We start from the raw sequence: 22417 nt of genomic DNA on the forward strand, positions 1-22417 counted from the left end.
CTGAACGTTGCGTCACGCGCAAAGGCAGCTTTTTGTACAAGATGGTCCGTGCTGGCAAGCTGACTTCCCGCTTATCGGCTTATCGTTGCGTGGGACGCAAAGCAATTACCCAGATCAGCTGGATTGTCATGTCTGTGTGGCGGCTCCAAAGTATAGCCATCACATGGAGATGCTCATGGACACCCAGCTCACACCCACTCCCCGCCCTGCCCACCCGGCGCGCCGGGCTCTGATTATCGGTGGTTCGCTCGGCGGCCTTTTCGTGGGCAATCTGCTTCGCCGCATAGGCTGGAACGTCGACATATATGAGCGTTCCGCCCATGATCTCGACAGCCGCGGCGGCGGCATTGTCCTGCAACCGGATGTGGTCGAGGTCTTCCGCCGTACCGGCGTTGACCTGAGTACCGTCGACCTTGGCGTGCGTTCCGCACATCGCACGGTCTTTCACCCGGACGGCTCGATCCAGTCCAAGCAATACGCTCCCCAGACTCAGACGTCCTGGTCGCTGATCTATACAACTCTGAAAGCGGCCTTCGGCGATGCAAATTACCATCGGGCGAAGACCCTGTCGCGGATCGAGCAGGATCAGCAAGCCGGCACTGTCACGGCATATTTCGCTGATGGCTCTAGCGAAACCGGTGACCTGCTAATTGGCGCCGACGGCGGCAATTCGGCGGTACGCCAACAGTTCTGGCCGGACCGCGTGCCAACCTACGCCGGGTATCTCGCCTGGCGCGGACTTGTTCCTGAGGACGAGATGCCGTCGACTGCGCGGGAAATGCTGCTTGGCGATTTCGGCTTTGCCAACAATACGGGTTCGCATATCCTGGGCTATCTAGTGCCGGGCGAGAACAATGATGTGCGTCCGGGACACAGGCTCTACAACTGGGTCTGGTACCGCGTTGCTGACAATCGCCTGCTAGGCGAGATCATGACTGACCGAGAAGGTCACCGTCGGGGCTACTCCATTCCCGAGGGAATGCTAGATGAACGTTGGCTGGCTCATATCCAGCGCGATGCCAGAGCGCTACTGCCACCGCCTTTCCGCGACATCGTTGAAGCGACAGCCCAGCCCTTTGCCCAGGCTATCCGCGATCTGGTGTCCGAGCACATGGTGTCGGGCAGGGTTGTCATATTGGGCGACGCCGCGTCGATCCCCCGCCCCCACACGGCGGCCAGCACCTCCAAGGCCGCAGCGAATGCGCTGGCCCTGGCCGATGCGTTGCAAGGCTCGCCGGATGATGTGCCGGCAGCGTTGGCGCGTTGGGAACCCGAGCAGATCGCGATTGGCAAGGTGCTTCGCCGACAAGGCGTAGAGGCTGGAAACTATCTGCTTTTTCATCGACGCGCCGCGGTAAGTGGTTGAATTCACGTCAGACTAGGCCCGTTGGTTCCAAGCGTCTATTGGACCAAGGCATGCGGACCAGTCGGTGGTCTTGGCCAACAAGGGAAGAGAGGCCTCCTGCGCCAGGCGGTCTCTCAAGCTAGACTCAGATAGTCCGCCCCGAGCATTCGAAGCCGCACCCGTTGCGGCACCACCATGAGCCAAGCCAAATCCAGCGACACGCCAGTCGCCTCCAACTTTCTGCGCAGCATCATCGATCAGGATCTCGCCGCTGGCACGTACGCCGGTCGCGGGGACGTGCAAGGCGATCTGCTGCCGACGGTCATCACCCGCTTCCCGCCCGAGCCCAATGGATATCTCCACATCGGTCACGCCAAGAGCATCGTCCTGAATTTCGGCCTGGCGCGCGACTACGGCGGCCGCTGCCATCTGCGCTTTGACGATACCAACCCGGTCAAGGAAGACCTCGAATACGTCGACGCGATTATCGATGCCGTACGCTGGCTCGGCTTTTCCTGGGACAACGGACAGCCCGGCGGCTCGCCGTACTTGTATTACGCCAGTGACTACTTCGATCAGCTCTATGCTTTTGCTGAGACGCTGATCGAGCGCGGTGTCGCCTACGTGGACAGCCAGAGCGCCGAGCAGATTGCCGCCAACCGTGGCAACTTCTCCGAGCCGGGCAAGCCGTCGCCGTATCGCGACCGCAGCGTCGAAGAGAATCTGCAACTCTTCCGTGATATGCGCGCCGGCAAGTACCAGGATGGCGAGCATGTGCTGCGCGCGAAGATCGATATGGCGGCGCCGAACGTCGTGATGCGCGATCCGGTGCTGTACCGCATCCGCCACGCGCGCCACTACCGGACTGGCGACAGGTGGTGCATCTACCCGATGTACGACATGACGCAATGCATTTCCGATGCGCTGGAGAACATCACCCATTCGCTGTGCACGCTCGAGTTCGAGAACAACCGCCCGCTCTATGACTGGGTGTTGGAACACCTGCGGAACGCCGGCATATTCCACGATCCGCTGCCGCACCAGTATGAATTCGCCCGCCTGAACCTGACCTATGCCATCACCAGCAAGCGCAAGCTCAAGCAGCTGGTGGACGAGCAACGCGTGGGCGGCTGGGATGATCCGCGCATGCCGACCATCGTGGGCATGCGCCGGCGCGGCTACACACCGGACGCCATCCAGCTTTTCTGCGATCGCTTGGGGGTGGCCAAGGCTGACAGCTGGATCGACATGAGCACGCTCGAAGGCGCCGTGCGGGATGACCTGGATGCCCGCGCCGCCCGCGGCGTGGCTGTGCTTGAGCCGCTCAAGCTGATCCTGGACAACTACCCCGAAGGCCAGGCCGAGGAGTGCTCGGCACCGGTCCATCCGAAGAAGCCGGAACTGGGCAAGCGCGTGTTCCCGCTCTCGCGCGAGCTGTGGATCGAGCGCGAGGACTTCAACCAGGCCCCGCCGAAGGGCTATTTCCGGCTGTTCCCGGGCAACAAGGTGCGCCTGAAGTACGGCTACGTGATCGAGTGCACCGGCGTAGACAAGGACGCCGACGGCAACGTCGTGGCCGTGCATGCCAACTACCTGCCCGACACCAAGAGCGGCACGCCGGGCGCCGACAGCGTCAAGGTCAAGGGCGTGATCCACTGGGTCAGCGCCGCCGCGGCCTACGAGTGCGAAGTGCGCCTGTACGACCGCCTGTTCAATGACCCGAACCCGGATGCCGGCGGCAAGAACTTCCTCGAGGCCCTGAACCCGGACTCCAAGAAGGTCATCACGGCCTACCTGGAACCGAGCCTGCGCGAGGCAAAGCCGGAAGACCGCTTCCAGTTCGAGCGCCACGGCTACTTCGTCGCCGATCGCGTCGATTCGCAGCCGGGCAAGCCGGTCTTCAACCGCATCGTCGGGCTGAAGGACAGCTGGGGCAGGTAAGCGCCGAGGAGACCACTACGGCTTCGCTCGAGGGGGGGTCTCCGCCCCGAGCGCCCTGTTGAGCGCAGCGCTACATATTCAGCGCCCGTTTCTGCACCGCAAGCGCTGCTTCGCGCATGACTTCGGATAGCGAGGGATGCGGGTGACTGATCATGCCGATGTCTTCCGACGCTGCCTTGAACTCGAGCGCAGCCACGGCTTCGGCGATCAGGTCCGAGGCATTGGCCGAAATGATATGGACGCCCAGCAGCTCGTCGGTCTTTGCGTCCGCAATCATCTTGATGAAACCGTCCGGGCGGCCGATGCCGAGTGCGCGGCCATTAGCCATCATCGGGAACTGGCCCGTTCGGACCTCCCGTCCTTCGGCACTCAACTGGGCCTCGGACTTGCCCACCCAGGCGATTTCCGGCTCCGTATAGATTACCCACGGAATGCAGTTGTAGTCGATGTGCGGCTTCTGCCCATCAATGATTTCCGCAACCATGACGCCTTCGTCTTCGGCCTTGTGGGCCAGCATCGGGCCGCGTACTACATCGCCAATTGCGTAGATCCCCGGCACGGACGTGCGGCACTGATCGTCAACTGGAACGAAGCCGCGCGGGTCGGAGGACAGGCCCACGGTGTCCAGTCCGAGATTGTCGGTATTGGGGACCCGGCCGATCGACACGATCAGGCGATCCGCATCAAGTTTCTGGTCGGCGCCGTCCTTGTCCGTGTAGGCAATGCTGACCCCTTTGGCGCTCGCGTCGATCTTGCCAATACTGACCCCAAGATGGATCGTCAGTCCCTGCTTCTTGAATAGCTTGGCCGCCTCCTTCGCCACGGACTCGTCGAGCGCCCCAAGGAAAGTTGGCAGCGCTTCGAGCAGGGTCACCTCGGCGCCGAGTCGCCGCCACACCGAACCAAGCTCAAGCCCGATAACGCCCGCACCGATCACCGCGAGCTTCCTGGGGACTGTGTCGAACGACAGCGCGCCCTCGTTATCCGACACGATCTTGTTATCGACGGGAACGTCAGGCAGATGACGCGCCTTGGAGCCTGTCGCAATGATGACGTTACGTGCCGTGACTGTCTTGGTGTCGTTGCCTTCGATCGCTTCCACGGCGATCACGCCGTCGGTGCCGCGACTCTTGAACTTGCCATGGCCCTTGATCCAGGTCACCTTGTTCTTGCGGAACAGGAATTCGACACCGCCCGTGAACTTGTCAACAATGGCAGCCTTTCGCTTGATCATTTGCGCAAGGTCCAGCGCCACTTCCTTGACCTTTACGCCGTGCTCGGCGAGCCCGTGCAGCGCATGTTCAAAGTGTTCCGAGGACGCGAGCAGCGCCTTGCTCGGGATGCAGCCGACGTTCAGGCAGGTGCCCCCGAGCCGGGGCTTGCCCGCGCCGTCTCTCCATTCCTCGATGCAGGCCACGGTCTTTCCCAGCTGTGCTGCGCGGATCGCCGCGATATAGCCGCCTGGGCCGGAACCGATCACGATCACGTCAAAATCAGCGTTGGCTGAAGCGGGTGCGCCGCCTCCAGCAGTCGTGTTGACCTGCGCAGCGACTGATGTGGGAGCCGGCGTTGACGTGGGCGTCGCTACAGGTGCGGAGGCAGCAGGGGCAGCCACGGTTGCCTTGCCTTCCGTATCAACCAGCGCGATCACTTCGTCGGCATGTACCGTGGCGCCATCGGGCTGGAATATTTTGGCCAGCACACCGTTGGCCGGACAGGGCACTTCGAGTGTCACCTTGTCCGTTTCCAGTTCCACCAGAATCTCGTCACGCTGGACGGCCTCGCCGGCCTTCTTTTTCCACTGAATCAGTGTTGCCTCCGAAACCGATTCAGAGAGTTGGGGCACTTTCACTTCGATCGCGGCCATGTGCTCTTCCCTTGTTTTTTGCGTGGCGAGGGTTTTTCAGTTTAGGCGAGCTTACCCTTGACGGGTAGCGACTTGTCTCGGAGGAGTGATCTCAGCCGCGATGCCCGCTCTAGGCCGTCAATGTCCGCTGAAATCTCCTCATGCTCTGCGCTATCTGTGAGACGTACTGGTCCGAAATGCCGCGGTCCGCCAGGGCTGTGTCGAGTCCCAGTATGTAGTCCGCATTAGATCCGAATACACCGGCTGCCTTCGCCGCAAGCCGTGCAACGGTAGGTACCGATGCATCGGCTTCATAAAGCGCCTGTTCGGTGTTCGCGGCAAAGACAATGGCCTGCACCTTCTCGCCATTTTCGAGCACCAGCGGGTTCCAGATCGGCCGATACACTCCGCTGCACATCTCCCTTGCCCACAGGAGGCGCAATTCGTTCAGCGCCTGATCGTCGGGCAGCCGGTACGCAACCCCTTGCGTATTCCCGCCAGGTTCCAAGCCAAGCACGCGCCCCGGCTGCTCCGGCGTACCACGCGCAGATATGGAGCGAATGCAGAAGCTGCGGCGCCATCCTTCGAGTGTGGCAGTCCGGTGCTCGTCGAAGGCGATCAATGGGTTCCAGATTAACGAACCATAGGCGAAGACCCAAATCGAACCAGCGAGGCGCGCATTGAGCGTTGCATTAAGCGATTGCTCGAGAGCAGCGTCGGTCCACGACAGGTCAGCAGGCATGGCAAGTCTGCTGCGGATACTGCCGTCGACAAGATCTTTTCGGGTCAGATTGCCCATGGGGTGCATTTCACGGAGAGTCATGGCAGCCGGCTGGCAACTTCTGCCGCGGAGAGCAGCCAGTATGGCCAGTTGGAACTTGGGACTTTCGCCGTGCCCTTGCTTGGAGATGCGGACACCCGGGGGCAGTGTCTTTCATAAGGACACTGCCCGCATTCGATCTCAGGCTGCCCCGACTTGGTCCTTGCCCGGAGTCCATGCCGTCCCTCGCACCAGTTTGCGTCCAAAGCGGTGCAGCAGGTGCGGAAAATCGGCCAGGGTCGCTGCCTGACGGTCCGCTTCACTGATTAGTTCCAGCCGGACGGCGTCGCCGGCGCGCGGGTCTACGCTAAGGGTTATCTGGTCCCCGCGCCGCAGCAGCAGGTCTTCGCCACTATCGAGCCAGTAGTCCTCTGGATCACCTTCGCGTGTCATCCACAGGTCGGTACCTGCGGCCTCGTCCACGTGGAGGCGCTGTGCCGCATGTATCGACAGCGTGGTAACTTCGCCAGGCCTCAGGGCGAACTCTGTCTTTGTGAGAAAAGCTTGCATGATGGATCTCCTGTCCGCCCCCTGTGGCGTTGTTGCCGGAGCTGTGCTGCGTCCATTCTGACTAGACAATCAAGGGGCGGAAAAGCAGAAAAGTTGGTGCGCCGGTCAAGCGAATTCTAGAGATCGCTCGGCCGCTGGCAAAACGAAATATGTTTCCAGTTGTTGATAATTTTCCTCACATAAAAAAGTGCTCGTGCGATTGGGGAACGAGGAGAGAATGGGCCTGTGGCAGTGCCAAAACGTGGCGCCCTTCCGCGTACAGGCCGACGTCCACTCAATCAATCCCCGTATCTGCTTGTCCAGCTCATGCCGCTGTCGGATAGTCGATGTAGCCGTTGGCACCGCCGCCAAAGAAGGAACTGGCATCGGGCGTGTTCAAGGCGAGGTTCTCCTTCAGGCGTACCGGCAGATCCGGATTGGCAATAAACGGGCGGCCAAAGGCAATGATGTCGGCGCGGCCGCTGGCCAGTGCGCGTTCCGCGCTCTCACTGTCGTAGCCGCCGGCGAGCATCAGCACGCCGCTGTATTCCGCACGCAGGAGCCGGATGATCGCGTCCCAGCGGGGATCGAAGTTCTCGTCCTTGACGGTCCCGACCATCGCAGGCTCGACCAGGTGCAGGTAGGCCAGCTTGCGGCTGTTGAGCTGCCGGACGATAAAGCCGAAGGTAGCCTCGGGCGTATCGTCGCCCATGCCCATGAAGCGGCCCATGGGCGTTAGCCGTACCGAAACGCGTGACGAGCCAATTTCCGCGCTGATGGCGTCAACCACCTCCAGAAGCAAACGGGCTCGATTCTCGATCGTGCCGCCGTAGGCGTCGGTGCGCTTGTTGCTGTTGGAGTTGATGAACTGGTCGAGCAGATACCCGTTGCCGGCATGAATCTCGACCCCGTCCATCCCCGCAGCGATGGCGTTGAGGGCTGCCTTCCGGTAGTCCTCGACGATGTCGCGAATTCCGCTGTCAGTCAGTTCCTGAGGAACAGGAACATCGCCCCAGACGCCGTTGCCATGCTCGTCGATGATGAATGTCTTGCCAGGAACCGGCAGGGCACTGGGCGCGACAGGCAGCGCCCCATTCGGCTGGAAGACCGGGTGCGACACGCGTCCAACATGCCAGAGTTGCAGGAAGATCGTGCCGCCCTCGTTGTGAACCGCTTTGCTGACGGCCTGCCAGGCCTCGACCTGCTCCTCGGTGTGAATTCCCGGTGTCCAGGCGTAGCCCTGGCCTTGCTGGGAAATCTGGGTTGCCTCGGTGACGATAAGCGCCGCGCCGGCGCGCTGGCGGTAATACTCGACGTTCATCGCGGTCGGGAGGTTGCCCGGCTGGCCGGCACGCGAACGGGTCAGCGGTGCCATGGCGACACGGTGGGCCAGGGTGTGGTTGCCGAGACGAATCGGATTGAAGAGATGCTTGGTCATGGTGGTTTTCCTGTAGTCGGAATGGATCGATCAGCGGGAGACTGTTCGTGCTCTGCTTGCGCTTGAATCTCGTTCGAGATTTCCTAAAGGTTAGGCGCCAACCTGTTTGAAGAGAATCGGAGTGCGACGCAAGATTGCGTTGCGTGGGCAGCAATCCGGAAGCTGTGTGTGGCCAAGGAGGACAGCCACGACAGACGGCCACGCCCTGTGGGGCATCTCCGTCTGTCGAAGCATGTGGATTCAGTGTCGCGCGATGCTCATGATGCGGTTGCCCATGCCGATTCCCCATTCAGTCATCTGCATGCCTTGCTCTAGACGGTCCTGCTCCCAGGTCCGCAGTGCGCGCCCGAGGTTGGTGACACCGTCCAACGCCTTCGCCAGGGAGACGGCGTCGGCGGCGGCCTTTGCCGTGCTGCCTGCGGTGTGGGGACGCGGGATGAACGCCGCATCGCCCGTCAGCAAGACTCGACCGAACCGCATGCGCGGCACCTGCAGGTCCTGAATCTCCTGGACGAAGATATCCTGGGTGCTTTCGATCAGGGCCTGGAATGCCGGATTGGCGTGACTGGCGCCCATCTGTCGAATCCACTCCTCCTGGTCGGCCGCAAGCGACCCGGGCGGAACAGAATGACTGCGCCGGTTCCCCTCGCGATCGGTCAGCACGCCGCCGAGCTCTGCGCCTGGCTCGGCCTTCAGGTACCAAAGCCAGTTGTAACGACGGTGACCCGGGGCGGTCGAACCGTCGACGCCGGGCACCATGTACTGCAGCATCATGGAGCCTGGGTCGTGCTGGAACACGAAGTTCTCGTAAAGCAGTGGCTTTGCGGCTTCAGGCAGTCGATTTTCTTCGATCAATCCGCGCCATACAACATAGCCCGCATAGGTCGGCGACACATCGGGGAGCATGAGCTTGCGCACAACAGAGTTCGCCCCATCCGCGCCAATCAGCAAGTCGCCGGTTTCCCGGCGCCCATCGGAGAAGGTGGCGTATACGCCATGTTCGTCCTGCTCGACGCCGGTGAGCTGGGCGCCCCGATGATAGTGCTCCTTGGGGAAGTTCTTGAGCAGTGTGGAATAGAGCGTATTCCAGGAAGTCTGAGTCTGCGGGGAATGTTGCCGCTGAATCACGTCTCCGCTTTCGTCGAGGTAGAGCCTGTCGTGGGATCGCACGCCTAAGGCCCCGTCGGGAACAATGCCTGCAAATGAAAAGGCGCGCAGCACTTCCGGCTGTAGAACGATGCCGCCCCCACGGCTGATGAGGTTTGAGGGAGAGCGCTCGAAGACTTCCACGTCCCACCCGACGGCGCGCAGCGCGGTCGCCATGAACAGCCCGCCCAGCGAACCGCCGGCGATCAGGGCCTTGCGCGGATTCCCCGCAGATATGGTTGGCCTGCCCTCGGCGGGCGCCAGCGGCTGGGCATTCGAGGATCGATTCGCGTCCATGTGTTGCTCCGATTTGCGATTGGATGGCGTGAATCGTAGAAGCGCCTGCCCGAATCCAGAATGGGGTGGCAATGCAAGGCTGTGTTGCGGGGAAGGCAAGGACACATTCTCCACGACAGTTGGAGAACCGCCTTGCACGCAGCGTTGTGGCACGAGCAATGCAGGTTTGCACGGCCATGCCATTCTGTTCATTGCCGGCACAGCCTAACCTAGCTCCATCATCAATCGCATGGAGTGGTCATGAAACCCGTTGAAATCCAGGTCACCTATGACTTCATTTGCCCGTGGTGCTGGATCGGCCATCAGAACCTCAAGCTCGCGACGCAACGCGTGAACAGCGAGGTCGCGCCCAGGATTTCCTATTCACCCTACGAGCTCAATCCGGATATGCCCAAGGCCGGCGTCGACCGCAAGGCGTACCGGACCGCGAAGTTTGGCAGCTGGTCGCGCTCCCAAAGCATGGATGCGGAGGTCGCCCTTGTAGGCAAGAGGGTGGGGTTGGCATTCAACTACGACGCAGTGGCGATCACTCCCAACACCCGGCTCGCGCACCGCCTGATGGCGTTTGCTCAGCGCACCGGCAGTGCGACTATGGTCGAGGGCTTGTTCGAGGCGATCTTCGCCGCGTATTTCTCTCGTGGCGAAAACATCGGGTTAATCGATGTGCTGGCGCCGCTGGCAGCATCCGTCGGCTTTGACGAAAAGGCCGTGCGCGATTACCTGGTGAGCGGGGAAGGGGAGGCTGAAGTCATTGCCGAGGAGATGCGCGCGAGCCTGAGTGGGGTCCGCTCAGTGCCGACGATTCGGATCGGCGATGCAATGATCGGTGGTGCGCAACCGCCGGCAGTGATGGAGCAGGCCCTGCAAGCCGCTTCTGCCAAAACATCTGCTGCACTCGAGACGCTTTGAACCTGGAGAACTGAAATGGACAAGCAAGCAACCCTTCACTATGTCTATGATCCCTATTGCGGATGGTGCTACGGGCTCGCACCTCTCGTGAGCGTTGCGGACGAGATGCCCGGCCTGAAGGTGGTCCCGCATAGCGGGGGCATGCTGGCTGGACCCCAGGCGCAGATGATGTCGCCTGAGTGGCGCGACTTCGTCCGTCCCCACGAGGAGCGCATCACTGCGCTGAGCGGGCTGAAGTTTGGCGAAGCATATCAGCAAGGCACCCAGTTTGACTATGACGTCAAGCTCGATTCCGGGCCGCCGACAGCAGCGATGCTCGCTGCGGAGTCGCTGGCCGGCGCGGGACTGAAGATGCTAAAGCGGCTCCAGACAGCCTATTACGTGGAAGGCAAGCATATTTCCGACCCAGAGGAACTGGTGCGCATTGCCGTCGAACTCGGGCTGGATGCGAAGGCATTTACCAGCGCCTACGAAGCGGCTACGCTCGGCCTTGATGAACACTTCAAGAATACGCAAGGCTTTCTTGATGCGTTGGATGGGCGCGGCTACCCGACCCTGGCAATTGAGCAGGACGGGAAAGTATCGAGGCTTCACCTGGGCCGGTATTTCGGGAAGCCAGAGCAGTTCCGCAAAGCGCTTGCAGACATGCTGACGCCTTCGAAAACCTAGCGCCAAGGAAGGCGCGCTCCGCAAGTCTGAGCAGCCTCTCCTTGGGCGGCGACTTTGCAAGGCAATTCCTTTGCCGCATGCAGGTCGCTGCCCCTCGGGCCAACTAGTAGTCAGCCCGACAGACAGTGGTTGGGGGCATTTATCGGCCAAGGCGTTGTACAAACGGCTTGTCGAGCGACAAAGAGCGGATTGTCCCTATCTTGTCGCGAGCTCGCTGGTCAATGCATCCTCCATAAGCCTGAGTCGCTTGTAGAGATACGAACGCGAGATGCCAAGCTCTTCCGCAACGCGCTTTTTGTTGCCACCAGTACGGCGCATCGCCTCCAGGATCATCTCGGACTCGACGCGCTCCATTGCTTTGCGCATGTCCGGGTTGGCGTTCTCGCCGTTCCGTGGCAGGCTACTCACGGAGCCCATTGCCAGCACCGAATCGGCGCTTTCCAGATTGCCGAAATCTGCGATGGAAAGAATCGGGCCGTCGCAGAAGATCGCAGCCCGTTCGATAGCATGCTGCAATTGCCGGACGTTGCCCGGCCATGCGCAAGATTGCAGGAAGCGGATTGCGGAGTCGGAAATCGCCTTCTTTGGCGCACCATGGCGGGTGCCAAACGCCTCCAGGAACTTGTCGGCCAACTCGGGGATATCCTCCAGCCGATCACGCAGAGCGGGCAGGCGCAATGTCACTGCGCTGATGCGATAGAACAGATCCAGGCGGAAGCTTGACTTGGCGATCATGGCACTGAAATCGCGGTTACTCGCGGAAATCAGCCGGAAGTCGGAATGCCGCGCCCGCTCCCCGCCGATACGCTCGAACTGCCCATCCTGCAGCACCCGAAGCAGCTTGACCTGCATGTCGACCGGCATGTCGCCGATCTCATCCAGGAACAGCGTACCGGTATCGGCGGCTTCGAACTTGCCTTTGCGCCCTTTGCGATCTGCGCCCGTAAAGGCGCCGGGCTCGTACCCGAACAGCTCACTTTCCACCAGGTTCGGCGGCATCGCCGCGGAGTTTACTAGCACCAGTGGCTTGTCGCTGCGCGGGCTCAGCATATGGATGGCATGGGCAACCAACTCCTTGCCCGAGCCACTTTCCCCCGCTAGCAGGACGGGTACGTCCAGCGGTGCCACGCGCAGAATGTCTTCCTTGAGCCGGCGCACCGCGTCGCTGCTCCCGACAATCTGATCCAGCCCGTAGGTACGATTTCCGATGCCGGAAAGCTCTCGGCGGTAGAAATCCAGTTCCTGACGAACTTGCGCCAACTCGGTCGTCACTGCCTGCATCGCTTCCGGCCCTTTGAACATCACCTGTCCTATCGCGGCAACGACACGCTGATTGCGATCCAGGACCGGCAGGCGCGACACCACGCGCTTGATGCCGTTCATTTCCTGTAGCTGGCCAACCTGACCTTTGCCAGTCACCGCGACCTCTTGCAGCTTCGTATTCTCGATCACGGTGGTGACATGCCGACCCAGAGCCTCGCCGCGCTTGAGGCCAAAGAACCGTTCATGGACCGGGCTCATGTACGTGATCTTGCCCGCGGTGTCCACCACCACCATGGCCTTGTAGGGATCGGTGATGAAGTGGCGAAGAATGTCTTCCGCCGAGTCGACAGTCGCCAGGAATTCGCTCAGCTCGTTGGCTTCCTGTAAGGCAAAGATCAGGAAGCACACCGCGTCCCGTGATGGAATGGCGGCGATTGTCATGGGGTGTTCCAAATCGGTCATGGCAGACACGCGCTTGAGAGGAGTCCGCATGCGGTCCTGCCAAAGGCGGACGAGGTGACCCGCGATCAAGGCGTCGTGCCCGAGTCCGCTGGCGAACTTCATGGTCCCGTCCGCATCGAGAACGAGGATGCCTTCTGCTTCACGCTTCATTGTCTCTCACCATGGTCACGAGTCGCCGTCATGGACTCCACTGCGTCAATTGCCATTGCCGGGCGTTGCCGGCCGCCCGCTGCTTTGAGCGGTGCGGCCTATTAATTATCGTGCGAAAATTAACATCGGTGCCAGAGTGTTAGGGTAATTACTACCCTGCGATGGGAGCCTCACTCCGCATTCTGACCATATGTAATCGATCGATCACCAATGTGTGGCCGTAGATGCTGGGTAGAATCTGATCATTGATGTTGGGCGTGCAGACTGACCATGTGCATCCAGGACCCGTCATGGACTTGCGACAACTACCAAATCTGAGCTCTCTGAAGGTATTCGAGGCCGCAGCCCGCCTGGAGAGCTTCTCGCGGGCTGCGGAAGAACTGTTCGTCACCCACAGTGCCGTCAGTCATCAGATCCGTTCACTGGAAGCCGACCTTGGCATCGCGCTGTTCAAGCGGGATGGCAGGCGAATAACGTTGACCGATCGCGGGCGGCGCTATGCGGAACAAATCCGGTCTTCTCTGTTCGATATCGCGTCGGCAACCGAGTCGATGCGCTCGGGTGATCGCGAAAAGCGTCTTGTGATCAGCTTGCTCCCATCGTTTGCCGCGCGCTGGTTGACGCCCCGCATTGGACGCTTCATCGAGCAGTACCCCGAACTCGACGTCGAACTGCAGTCCACGCATACGCTCACCGATTTCAACCGTGATGACGTCGATGTCGTGCTGCGTTTCGGGGACGGCAATTATCCGGAGCTATTCGTCGAGCCGCTGCTCGACGAGGTCTTTTTCCCGGCCTGTGCCCCAACGTTCAATGGCGGGAACTTGCCAAAGACGCCTGAAGACCTGGCTGGCGTGACCTTACTACGCCACGACTACGAGATGTGGAGGGCCTGGTTCCTGGCCGCGGGCCTGGAAGGATGGACAGAACCGCGACGCGGCGTGCTGTATCAGGATGCGTCGCACCTGATACAGGCGTCGATGGATGGTCAGGGCGTTGCGCTGGTGCGGCGCTCGTTGGCCATGCAGGACGTCGTCAATGGACGCCTCGTCCGCTTGTTCGACATCGATGCGGCTAGCCCGTGGGCCTATTGGTTCATCTGCCCCCAACCCTTGCTGGAGACATTCAGGGTCCAGGCGCTGCGTAAGTGGCTACATGAGGAAACTCGGCAATTTCAGGCGATGTACGCGCGAAGCCCGCACGCTGTGGGGAAAGCGGGGAAAGCCGGTGAGGTGATGCGACAAGCAAAGAAGGAGCATAGCCGCGAAGCCCCGAGCCAGGATACTGATCAACGCATCAGCTGACACAGGCGGCGCTGGCGGAGGACCTGAGGGTAACGCCTTCCGATGGATTCTGGGAAGGCTCCAATCCGCCGAATGCAATCCGCATTTCGCTGGGCGGCGCCCAGGACCGCGCACAGTTATCGCAGGCATTGCGCAAACTGGCAGCATTACTGGAGCGCAGGCCGACGCCAGGGGCCGGAGCTGGTCCCGAATGCTGCCAAAGCACTACGCGGCGCCGGGCGGCCAGAGCATCACGCCTTGCCTTTGATGCAACGCAGCGTTGCACGCCACCGTCATTCACCGCGCAGAGTCGCCGGACTATCCTTGGTCACCAGATCAGATACCAGGGAAATTCGGAATGGACACGCAAACACACTCAGGAACCAGCGGTCGCTGGGCCAACACGCAGTTCCTTGTCATGGCCTACACGCTGAGCGCCATCATGGCCGGTGCAACCGTCGCCAGCCCGTTATATCCCATATATGAAGAAGTGTTTCATATCGGGCCGGGCGGCGTGACGATTGCCTATACCGCTTACATGGTCGGCACGCTGTTGGCATTGCTGTTTCTCGGTCATCTCAGCGACCATCTTGGCCATATCCGGACGTTGCGGGTGGCAGCGACACTCGCACTTGCCGGACTCGTCCTTTCCGGAGTCGCTCCGGATCTTCTGATTCTTTCGATCGGGCGTTTCACAATCGGAGTCGCCGCAGGCATTGCTTCCACGTCAGCGACGGCCGGACTGGTAGCGGCTTCGCCGCCAAACCGACTGAGGCAAGCTTCATCGATCGGGTCATTGATGACCATTGTCGGCCTAGGCCTAGGACCACTGGTTGGTGGTTTTATCGCGCAAGACTTGCCATTCCCGCTGCACCTGCCTTACGGCGTGCTGGGCGGTGCGCTGTTGCTGGCTCTTGTGGCATTGGGCAGCCAGAGACACGGGCAACCTTCAACAATCGCCGGCTTCTTTCCGCGTCTACGCTTTCATTTGCCCGACATGCATCAGGTCAAGCAATTTGCCACGGTGGCGGTCATCGCGTTTATTGGCTACACCCTTTTCAGTCTCTTTGCATCACTGGCGCCTTCATTCTTTGATACCTTTCTTCCATGGGACGGGCCGGCCGTTGGCGGCATTGGGGTCGCCATGCTCTTTGCGGCATCAGCGGCTGCTCAAGTTACGTTCACTGGGATCGATCCTAAAAGAGGGCTTGTGGTGGGTTCCCTTCTCGTGACCGCCGCCCTGGCGATGCTGGCAGCATCAGTGAAGTTTTCCTCCGGGTTGTTGTTCATCGCAAGCGATGTACTCGGTGGATTCGGTCAGGGCCTTACCTTCATGTCCGCTCTGCTGGTCGTCAATGCCATGACGACGTCTGTGCGCCGGGCAGGAATGATTTCATCCTTCTTCACTATTGCCTATCTCGGCGGCATTGTTCCCGTGCTTGGTCTTGGGGTTGCAGCAGACCGGCTGGGGCTTGACGCGTCTCTGATTGGACTATCGATCCTCATGGCTGCCATCGCTGGTACGCTCACTTTCGCCGCGCAGCGTCTGGTTTCCAATGTTCAGTGTCACAGCCGCTAGAACGACGAACTCACTGATTGCCCACGCTCGCGCAGTTTGACGACTTCGCGAGCATTATCGTTCGTGCAGGCCTGTCAGGCAGTACGCGTTTCCATTGTACCGAACGCACATGGCCCAGTCTTCCACGCAATCATCGATGGTCAAGTTTTACTCACAAGACGACAAAGAAAGTTCATTTTGCCGGCGCAGACGGCATGGCTATCATCTGTACATCCCTAGTCATCAGGAGAACGCGGGTAATGACCACCGCTGAAGGAACTTGCCACTGGGGCATCCTAGGCTCTGCGAGCATCGCAAAGAAGAACTGGCATGCAATCATTAATGCCGGTAACAGCCGTATTGTCGCGGTCGGTAGCCGCTCGGCTGAGAGCGCACAACGGTTCATCGATGAATGTCAGGCGTCGGTGCCCACGCCTTACGCCGTGGAAGCAGTCGAAGGGTACGAGGCGCTGATCGCGCGTCAGGACATCGACGCCCTCTATATTCCGCTTCCGACCGCCGTCCGGACCGAATGGGCGGTCAAAGCGGCGCAGGCAGGCAAGCATATCGTGATCGAGAAGCCTTGCGGTATCACGGCGGCCGACCTGCAGCGGATCATCGATGCGGCCAACGCCTCCGGCGTGCAGGTAATGGACGGCGTCATGTTCCAGCACTCGACGCGCTTGCAGGCGATGCGCTCAGTGCTTGATGACGGCATCAGTGTTGGCGAGATTCGCCGTATTGCCACGCATTTCAGCTTCATTGGAGATGACGGATGGATTCAGCGCAACTGCCTGACGGAACCAGCCGGCTGCCTTGGTGATGTGGGTTGGTACAACATTCGGCTTATCCTCTTCGCCCTGAACTACGACCTGCCTGTTGAAGTGCGTGGCCGCATCCTGCAAGGCGTGCAACGACCCGACGGCTCAGGTGTGACGCCTGTCGAATTCTCGGGTGAACTGTTCTTTGGCAATGGGGTTTCGGCGACGCTCTACAACGCTTTCAACACCAGCCGCCAGCAGTGGGCCTACATCAGCGGATTGAATGGCTACTTGCACCTGAAGGACTTTGTATTGCCGCACTACGGAAATGAGATCTCGTTTACGGTAGGCAACGACAGCTTCGGCGGGAACGGATGCTTCTTCAACCTGGAGAAACACGAGCGTACGATCTCGCTGCCGGAGTACAGCAACAACCACACGACCGCGCAGGAGTCGAACCTGTACCGGACGTTCGCCGAACTCGTCCTGTCGGGTAAACGCGATCCGTTCTGGCCAGAGGTGGCGCAGAAAACGCAGCGCGTCCTGGATGCGCTGCTGGAATCCGCCAACGCTGGCGGCGTCTCCATCATGCTGTCCTGAATTCAGCCAAGCTCGCCAAGCCGAGAGGAGGGATCTGCATATGTCTGCCAGATTGCAGCTCTACGTAGATGCTAACTTCGTCAGCCCATTTGCAATGCCGGTGTTTGTTGCCCTGCACGAGAAGGGGTTGCCATTTGACCTATGCACCATCGACCTCGGCAGGAAAGCGCAGCATACGCCCGCCTATGCAGCCGCGTCACTGACAAGCAAGGTGCCTACTCTGGTCCATGGTGAATTCGCGTTGTCCGAGTCTTCCGCCATTACGGAGTACATCGACGAGGTGTTCGCGGGGACAGCGCTATATCCCCGAGATCCGCAGCAGCGGGCGCGGGCGCGGCAGGTCCAGTCGTGGCTGCGTACGGACCTGATGCCGCTCAGGCGTGCCCGTACGTCGGACAGGCTCTTCTGCAAGACTTGGGCAGAGCCCTTGGATAGCGAAGCAGAAGAGGCTGCGAACAAGCTGTTCGCCATCGCTGACAGGCTGGTCCCTGCCGGCGCGCCACAACTGTTCGGTGAATGGAGTGTGGCCGACCTGGAGCTGGCCATCATGCTCAATCGCCTGATCCTGAGTGGCGATCCTGTTCCGCAACGACTGGTCGACTACGCTGGGCACCAGTGGCAACGACCGTCCGTGCAACGCTGGATCAATTTGAAACGGCCGGCTCCCGACCCGCTGCCTGTGTACAGGCATGAGTGAATCTGCCGGTGTGACATCGACAGACCCGTTGCCACCCGGAGTGACGAAATGAACAATCCTCCCGATTACATGCCGCCCAAAGTCTGGACCTGGAACAGGAGCGGTGTCAGTTTGAATCGGCCGATTGCCGGCGCTACCCGCGAACAGGCGTTGCCGGTCGGCCGTCATCCGCTGCAGTTGTACTCGCTTGCTACCCCGAACGGCCAGAAGGTAACGATCCTGCTGGAGGAGTTGCTGGTGCTGGGTCACGCCGCCGCGGAGTATGATGCCTGGCCGATCCGGATCGGCCAGGGCGAGCAGTTCGGCACCGGTTTTGTCGCGGTCAATCCAAACTCGAAGATCCCGGCACTGGTCGATCGTTCCGGCGCTGAGCCCTTGCGAATCTTTGAGTCCGGGGCAATCCTGCTTTATCTGGCCGAAAAGTTCGGCGAGTTCCTCCCGACCGACGCCGCCGCGCGCGCCGAATGTCTGTCGTGGCTGTTTTGGCAAATGGGAAGCGCCCCTTATGTCGGTGGCGGATTCGGACACTTCTATGCCTATGCCCCGACCAAGATCGAGTATGCAATCGACCGCTTTGCCATGGAGGCCAAGCGCTTGCTCGATGTGCTCGACCAGCGGCTGGCGCAAACCGAATACCTGGCAGGCGGCCAATACACGATTGCCGACATCGCGACATTTCCGTGGTATGGGGGACTGGTGAATGGCTGGCTCTACGACGGCGCCGAGTTCTTGTCGGTGCAAGACTACCGGCACGTGCGGCGCTGGGCTGATTCCATTCTGGAACGGCCGGCGGTAAAGCGGGGCCGCATGGTCAACCGCTTGAGCGGAGAGGCTGCCGGCCAGTTGCATGAGCGCCATGACGCCAGCGATTTTGAGACCCGAACACAGGACAAGCTGGGGGCGGTGCGCTGAGATCGTCCGGGTTCATGCCAGGAAGCGTGTGAGAAGTACTGTGGTCACTCGTCGCTCCTGCTGGCGGGGTTGCTGATGTTCCTGCTGATCTTGAGGAGCGGCCGGCGGGGCATCCCGAACGGACAGGATGCTCCGCCGGTTGCGATGCCTCAGCTCACCTGCTCATTCAGAAAGGAATGTTGGTGCTGCGCCCGAAATGCGTTGCGATGCAGTTGCGGGACACAGCGCAGATACTGGGGGACAGCGGTAGCCGTTCCACCAAGCGCGGCGGCGGCATGCCACGGCCATCGCGGATCGTAGATCACCGTCCGGGCCAGGCCGATCAGGTCGGCGTCGCCGGCGGCGACAATCGCATCTGCATGGGTGGGTTCGGAGATTAGGCCGACGGCGACCACCGGAATCTTCACCGCGGCCTTGACGGCGCGTGCATGCGGCACCTGGTAGCCCGGCGCGAGCACAATTTTCTGAGCGGGATGCAGGCCGCCAGTCGACACGTTAATGGCATCCGCCCCGCGGGCTTCGAGCATCTGCGAAAAGGCGACAGCCTCATCGAGCGTGAAGCCCCCTTCAACCCAGTCGGTCGCCGAGATGCGGACCGAAACGGCGCGGTCGGAAGGAAAGGCATCCCGAACCGCGTCGAGGACTTCCAGCGGAAAGCGGGCGCGGTTCTCCAGAGATCCCCCATATTCGTCTGTGCGCTGATTCGAAAGTGGCGACAGGAACGTGTGTAGGAGATAGCCATGCGCAGCGTGAATCTGGACGGCATCGATGCCGAGCCGGGCGGCGCGTCTGGCCGCGGCGGCGAATGCATCTCGCACCCGCTTTAGGCCGTCCTTGTCGAGAGCGGTTGGTGGCAGATAGGAGGAATCCAACGGAATGGCAGATGGGGCCTCAGTTTGCCAGCCGTTTTCATGATCCGGCTGAATCTGACTGCGTCCAAGCCACGGGATGTCTGTCGAAGCCTTGCGGCCAGCGTGGGCCAGTTGGATGGCAATGGGCATATCTGACCAGCGTCGCACGCCTTCGAGGGTCCTGGCCATGGAGGATTCTGTTGCGTCATTGTAGAGACCGACGTCGCCGTAACTAATGCGGCCCTCCGGCACCACAGCAGTTGCTTCGATTGTCAAGAGCGCGGCCCCGGAGAGGGATAGCTGTCCGAGATGGATCAGGTGCCAGTCACTCATGCAACCATCGGTAGCCGAGTACTGGCACATCGGGGAAATGACGATGCGATTCGGGAGATCAAGATTCCGCACGCGAAGGGGGGTGAAAAGGGCTGGTGACAAAGGAGGATTCTCCATTCAGGATAGACACGCCCACACCAAGATATGACCTCGAATCAAGCGAGGTTTCATCGTAGAGGTGGGTTTGAAAAAGTTCGGGTTTTGAAAGGTCAGATGGGGTCAGCCAGTTTGGCCGCGCGAGCTACTTGAGCAAGCGTCATGCCAGATACCAACGCTTGCGTTCCGCTACGGATGAAGGAAGAGCCGGTAATCGTCTGAAAGACACATGTGTCGGCAGAAACTACAGTGTGTCGTTCGCAGAGACAGCCCGTGGTAGAGCAGATTGCGCAGAGTCTGATGCGCGGCGCTGCTGAAAATAGCCGTAGTGTCCATAGGGCGGCTTCGGCTGATCCGCGATGTGCCAGCATCCGCTGGCCGCCGGCCCGCGCTAGAGTATCGGGGACGTACGGTTCTGCACGGTCTTGAGTGCAAAGCTGGACCGTATGTGCTCAACGCCCCGGATGCGGGTCAGTGTCCTGCTCAGGAAGTGCTGGTACGCGCCCATATCGGGCACCACCACGGCGGCCCGCGTGGTTACTCAAGCGAGGCTACTGGTGCATGGGGTTTGGCAGCAGCCGAGCAGCGAACATTCCTGACAGGCATTCAGGCACTGGTTCGCCTGCCGATAATACAGCGTGAGCTCGACAGTGTGCGTGGCCTCTGTACCGCCTGGCTGGTGTCCGGTTATCGCGGGTCCCATTAGGTGCATACGACCAGGAGCTCTGGAAGGCGTCCAAGCAGCTCGCCGCCCACGACGTGGTGATTCAGCTCGGCCTCAATGAGGATCTTGCCACCACGGCGCTTGGGGCGCGCAGATGCACCAGGCCTTCCGCGACTGCGCGAGCCTGGCCGAGCACATCGACGGCGTAGAGTTCCTGGCCCGGCGCACCTTAAACCCTCGCACGACAGACCAGTCTCCTAAGCTCGACTCGGTAGCCGTACTCAGGAGCTTTGATTCTCCAGCGTCGGGTAGTCAGTGTAGCCCTGTGCGCCGCCATCCAACCAGTCGGTGTTCACCCGGGCCAGCAGCGTTCCATGGTGCAGGCGTTCGACAAGATCGGGGTTGTTGATACGGACCGGCCGAAGGCGTCCAGGTCGGCCTTGCCGCCTGCGATGGCCTGTTCGGCCAGGGCTAAGTCATAGCCGTTATTGAGCATCCATGCTGCTCGATTGGTGTCGGCGCCTTAGTGACCCGTCCCGGCCACCGCGCGGTAGTCAACGCCCCCGCTGCGAGCCAGTTGCACAAGCAGTACCATCAAACCGAGGGTGGAGATCACGGCGCCCGCGATGCCGGTGTAGGAAACGCCCAGGGTGCCGAGGGTCATGCCGCCGACCAGGGAACCGAGCGCGATACCAGAGTTGAAGCCGGCGATGTTCAGGCCGGCGGCCACGCCATGGGCGTGGGGAGCATGCTGCTCGGCGACGCCGACCAGACGGGCTTGCAGGGCCGGCACTGCAGCGAAGGTGAACATGCCCAGCAGCGCGACAAGAATGCCCATTGCGGGGGATGACGAGGCAAGCGCCCACATGCCCAGTGCGATGGTGGTAATGCCGGCGATCAAGGCTACGCTTGCCCGGTTTACCCCGAGTCGGTCGGTAAGCTTGCCCCCGATCACGTTGCCAATCGCGGCAAGCACGCCATAGACCAGCATAAAGATGCCGACCGTTTGGCTGCTGACGTGCGTGACCTTCGTAAGCAGCGGTGCGATGTAGGTGTAGGCGGTAAACGAGCCGGCATAGCCCAGGACCGTCACGAGGGCGGCGAAGAGCAGAACGGGGTCGACGATCGCCTTCAACGCCTGGCCGACGGAGTCCGAACCTTCATGCCCCTGCGTTTGCGGAGGCTCCTTCATGCCCAGCAGTAAGCCCAGGAAGCCCAATGCACCGAATGCCCCGATCGCGCCGAGCACCGGGCGCCAGGAGATCGTGCCGCCCAGGTAAGTGCTGACCGGGACGCCGATTGCCATGGCGATCGTGAAGCCACCGAATACGACGGCCACAGCGCTGCTGGCCTTCTTCGCTCCCACAAGACGAGCTGCCGTGCTGGAGGCAACCGCTAGGAACAGGCCGTGCCCCATTCCAGCGACGAAACGCGCGATCAGCAAGGTGGACAGATTGGTAGCGACGGCCGCGGCCAGGCTGCCGACGGTGAAGACTAAGACGGTCATCAGCATGGTGCACTTGCGCGTCCATCCGGCCGTCAAAGCCGTCAGGACTGGCGCGGCAAAGGTCGCGCCCAGCGCGTACGTCGTCACAGCGCTTCCGGCTTGCTCAATATCGACGTTCAGGCTGTGTGCCATGACGTCGGTCAGGCCGATGGGAACGAACTCCGCGAGGCCCAGTGCAAACGCACTGAGCGTGAAGATGTAAACAACAAATGGCATGGATCTCTCTCGACTGTCCTTGAGGGCGGCTTGACGCCGCAACTGATACGAATCGTAGAGCGCTTGCATAAATAGATAAAATTATTATTTTTTTGTCTATGGATAATTATTCTTATTGCTGCTGGGCGAGCTGATGCTGTCATCCGAGCAGCGTTTCTTGACCT

Annotated in this window: 19 protein-coding genes and 1 pseudogene; 9 read left to right on the plus strand and 11 right to left on the minus strand. The window is 60.8% G+C overall.

Annotation, left to right across the window (positions count from 1 at the left end; all coding sequences use genetic code 11):
• Positions 1–175 precede the first annotated feature (175 nt).
• The gene (locus AC3WQZ_RS03895) at positions 176–1366 is read left to right on the plus strand and encodes an FAD binding domain-containing protein (protein WP_058697677.1); all 1191 of its coding nucleotides are present in this window, start codon (positions 176–178) and stop codon (positions 1364–1366) included.
• A 174-nt stretch (positions 1367–1540) separates the two neighbouring features.
• A complete protein-coding gene (locus tag AC3WQZ_RS03900; RefSeq protein ID WP_058697601.1) occupies positions 1541–3286 on the plus strand; it encodes a glutamine--tRNA ligase/YqeY domain fusion protein in 1746 nt (581 codons plus the stop codon).
• Between the two features lie 70 nt (positions 3287–3356).
• On the opposite strand, the gene lpdA is transcribed toward AC3WQZ_RS03900, so the two are convergent.
• The 6 genes and pseudogenes from lpdA to AC3WQZ_RS03930 form a co-directional block, all read right to left on the minus strand.
• Positions 3357–4772: a dihydrolipoyl dehydrogenase gene (gene lpdA, locus AC3WQZ_RS03905; protein WP_058697678.1), complete on the minus strand. Its 1416-nt coding sequence runs from the start codon at positions 4770–4772 to the stop codon at positions 3357–3359.
• Positions 4773–4940: 168 nt separating this feature from the next.
• A pseudogene (locus AC3WQZ_RS03910) lies at positions 4941–5153 on the minus strand (biotin/lipoyl-containing protein); the annotation flags it as partial.
• Positions 5154–5262: 109 nt separating this feature from the next.
• The gene (locus AC3WQZ_RS03915) at positions 5263–5931 is read right to left on the minus strand and encodes a gamma-glutamylcyclotransferase (RefSeq protein WP_058697679.1); all 669 of its coding nucleotides are present in this window, start codon (positions 5929–5931) and stop codon (positions 5263–5265) included.
• A gap of 162 nt (positions 5932–6093) precedes the next feature.
• A complete protein-coding gene (locus tag AC3WQZ_RS03920) occupies positions 6094–6462 on the minus strand; it encodes a DUF2917 domain-containing protein (RefSeq protein ID WP_058697602.1) in 369 nt (122 codons plus the stop codon).
• Between the two features lie 304 nt (positions 6463–6766).
• Positions 6767–7879, minus strand: a complete 1113-nt coding sequence (locus AC3WQZ_RS03925; protein ID WP_058697603.1) for an alkene reductase — start codon at positions 7877–7879, stop codon at positions 6767–6769.
• Between the two features lie 240 nt (positions 7880–8119).
• A complete protein-coding gene (locus AC3WQZ_RS03930) occupies positions 8120–9322 on the minus strand; it encodes an FAD binding domain-containing protein (RefSeq protein ID WP_081050232.1) in 1203 nt (400 codons plus the stop codon).
• A 240-nt stretch (positions 9323–9562) separates the two neighbouring features.
• Between AC3WQZ_RS03930 and AC3WQZ_RS03935 the strand changes: the two genes are divergently transcribed.
• Positions 9563–10231, plus strand: coding sequence for a DsbA family oxidoreductase (locus tag AC3WQZ_RS03935; protein ID WP_058697604.1), 669 nt, complete (start codon positions 9563–9565; stop codon positions 10229–10231).
• 15 nt (positions 10232–10246) lie between these two features.
• Positions 10247–10900 carry a DsbA family protein gene (locus AC3WQZ_RS03940; RefSeq protein ID WP_058697605.1) on the plus strand — a complete coding sequence of 218 codons (654 nt, stop codon included), beginning with the start codon at positions 10247–10249 and terminating at the stop codon, positions 10898–10900.
• Between the two features lie 195 nt (positions 10901–11095).
• On the opposite strand, the gene AC3WQZ_RS03945 is transcribed toward AC3WQZ_RS03940, so the two are convergent.
• Positions 11096–12775: a sigma-54 interaction domain-containing protein gene (locus tag AC3WQZ_RS03945; RefSeq protein WP_058697606.1), complete on the minus strand. Its 1680-nt coding sequence runs from the start codon at positions 12773–12775 to the stop codon at positions 11096–11098.
• 290 nt (positions 12776–13065) lie between these two features.
• On the opposite strand from AC3WQZ_RS03945, the gene AC3WQZ_RS03950 reads away from it, so the two are divergent.
• The 5 genes from AC3WQZ_RS03950 (at position 13066) to yghU (ending at position 18586) form a co-directional block, all read left to right on the plus strand.
• Positions 13066–14079, plus strand: coding sequence for a transcriptional regulator GcvA (locus tag AC3WQZ_RS03950; RefSeq protein ID WP_233528046.1), 1014 nt, complete (start codon positions 13066–13068; stop codon positions 14077–14079).
• A gap of 337 nt (positions 14080–14416) precedes the next feature.
• Positions 14417–15637, plus strand: coding sequence for an MFS transporter (locus tag AC3WQZ_RS03955; protein ID WP_058697607.1), 1221 nt, complete (start codon positions 14417–14419; stop codon positions 15635–15637).
• A 239-nt stretch (positions 15638–15876) separates the two neighbouring features.
• Positions 15877–16977 (plus strand): Gfo/Idh/MocA family protein, encoded by a 1101-nt coding sequence (locus tag AC3WQZ_RS03960; RefSeq protein WP_058697608.1) that lies wholly within the window; start codon positions 15877–15879, stop codon positions 16975–16977.
• Positions 16978–17017: 40 nt separating this feature from the next.
• A complete protein-coding gene (gene yfcF, locus AC3WQZ_RS03965; protein ID WP_058697609.1) occupies positions 17018–17674 on the plus strand; it encodes a glutathione transferase in 657 nt (218 codons plus the stop codon).
• A 48-nt stretch (positions 17675–17722) separates the two neighbouring features.
• Positions 17723–18586, plus strand: coding sequence for a glutathione-dependent disulfide-bond oxidoreductase (gene yghU / locus AC3WQZ_RS03970; protein ID WP_058697610.1), 864 nt, complete (start codon positions 17723–17725; stop codon positions 18584–18586).
• Positions 18587–18735: 149 nt separating this feature from the next.
• Here yghU and AC3WQZ_RS03975 read toward each other — a convergent pair whose 3' ends face one another.
• The 4 genes from AC3WQZ_RS03975 to AC3WQZ_RS03990 form a co-directional block, all read right to left on the minus strand.
• Entirely contained in the window at positions 18736–19887 is a 1152-nt protein-coding gene (locus tag AC3WQZ_RS03975) for an NADH:flavin oxidoreductase/NADH oxidase (protein ID WP_058697611.1), read from the minus strand.
• Between the two features lie 370 nt (positions 19888–20257).
• Positions 20258–20389: an Lrp/AsnC ligand binding domain-containing protein gene (locus AC3WQZ_RS03980; RefSeq protein ID WP_327077274.1), complete on the minus strand. Its 132-nt coding sequence runs from the start codon at positions 20387–20389 to the stop codon at positions 20258–20260.
• A 493-nt stretch (positions 20390–20882) separates the two neighbouring features.
• Entirely contained in the window at positions 20883–21026 is a 144-nt protein-coding gene (locus tag AC3WQZ_RS03985) for a hypothetical protein (RefSeq protein ID WP_176844242.1), read from the minus strand.
• Positions 21027–21053: 27 nt separating this feature from the next.
• A complete protein-coding gene (locus AC3WQZ_RS03990; protein WP_058697681.1) occupies positions 21054–22253 on the minus strand; it encodes an MFS transporter in 1200 nt (399 codons plus the stop codon).
• Positions 22254–22417 lie beyond the last annotated feature (164 nt).

Source organism: Cupriavidus sp. FW305-26, from assembly GCF_058787975.1.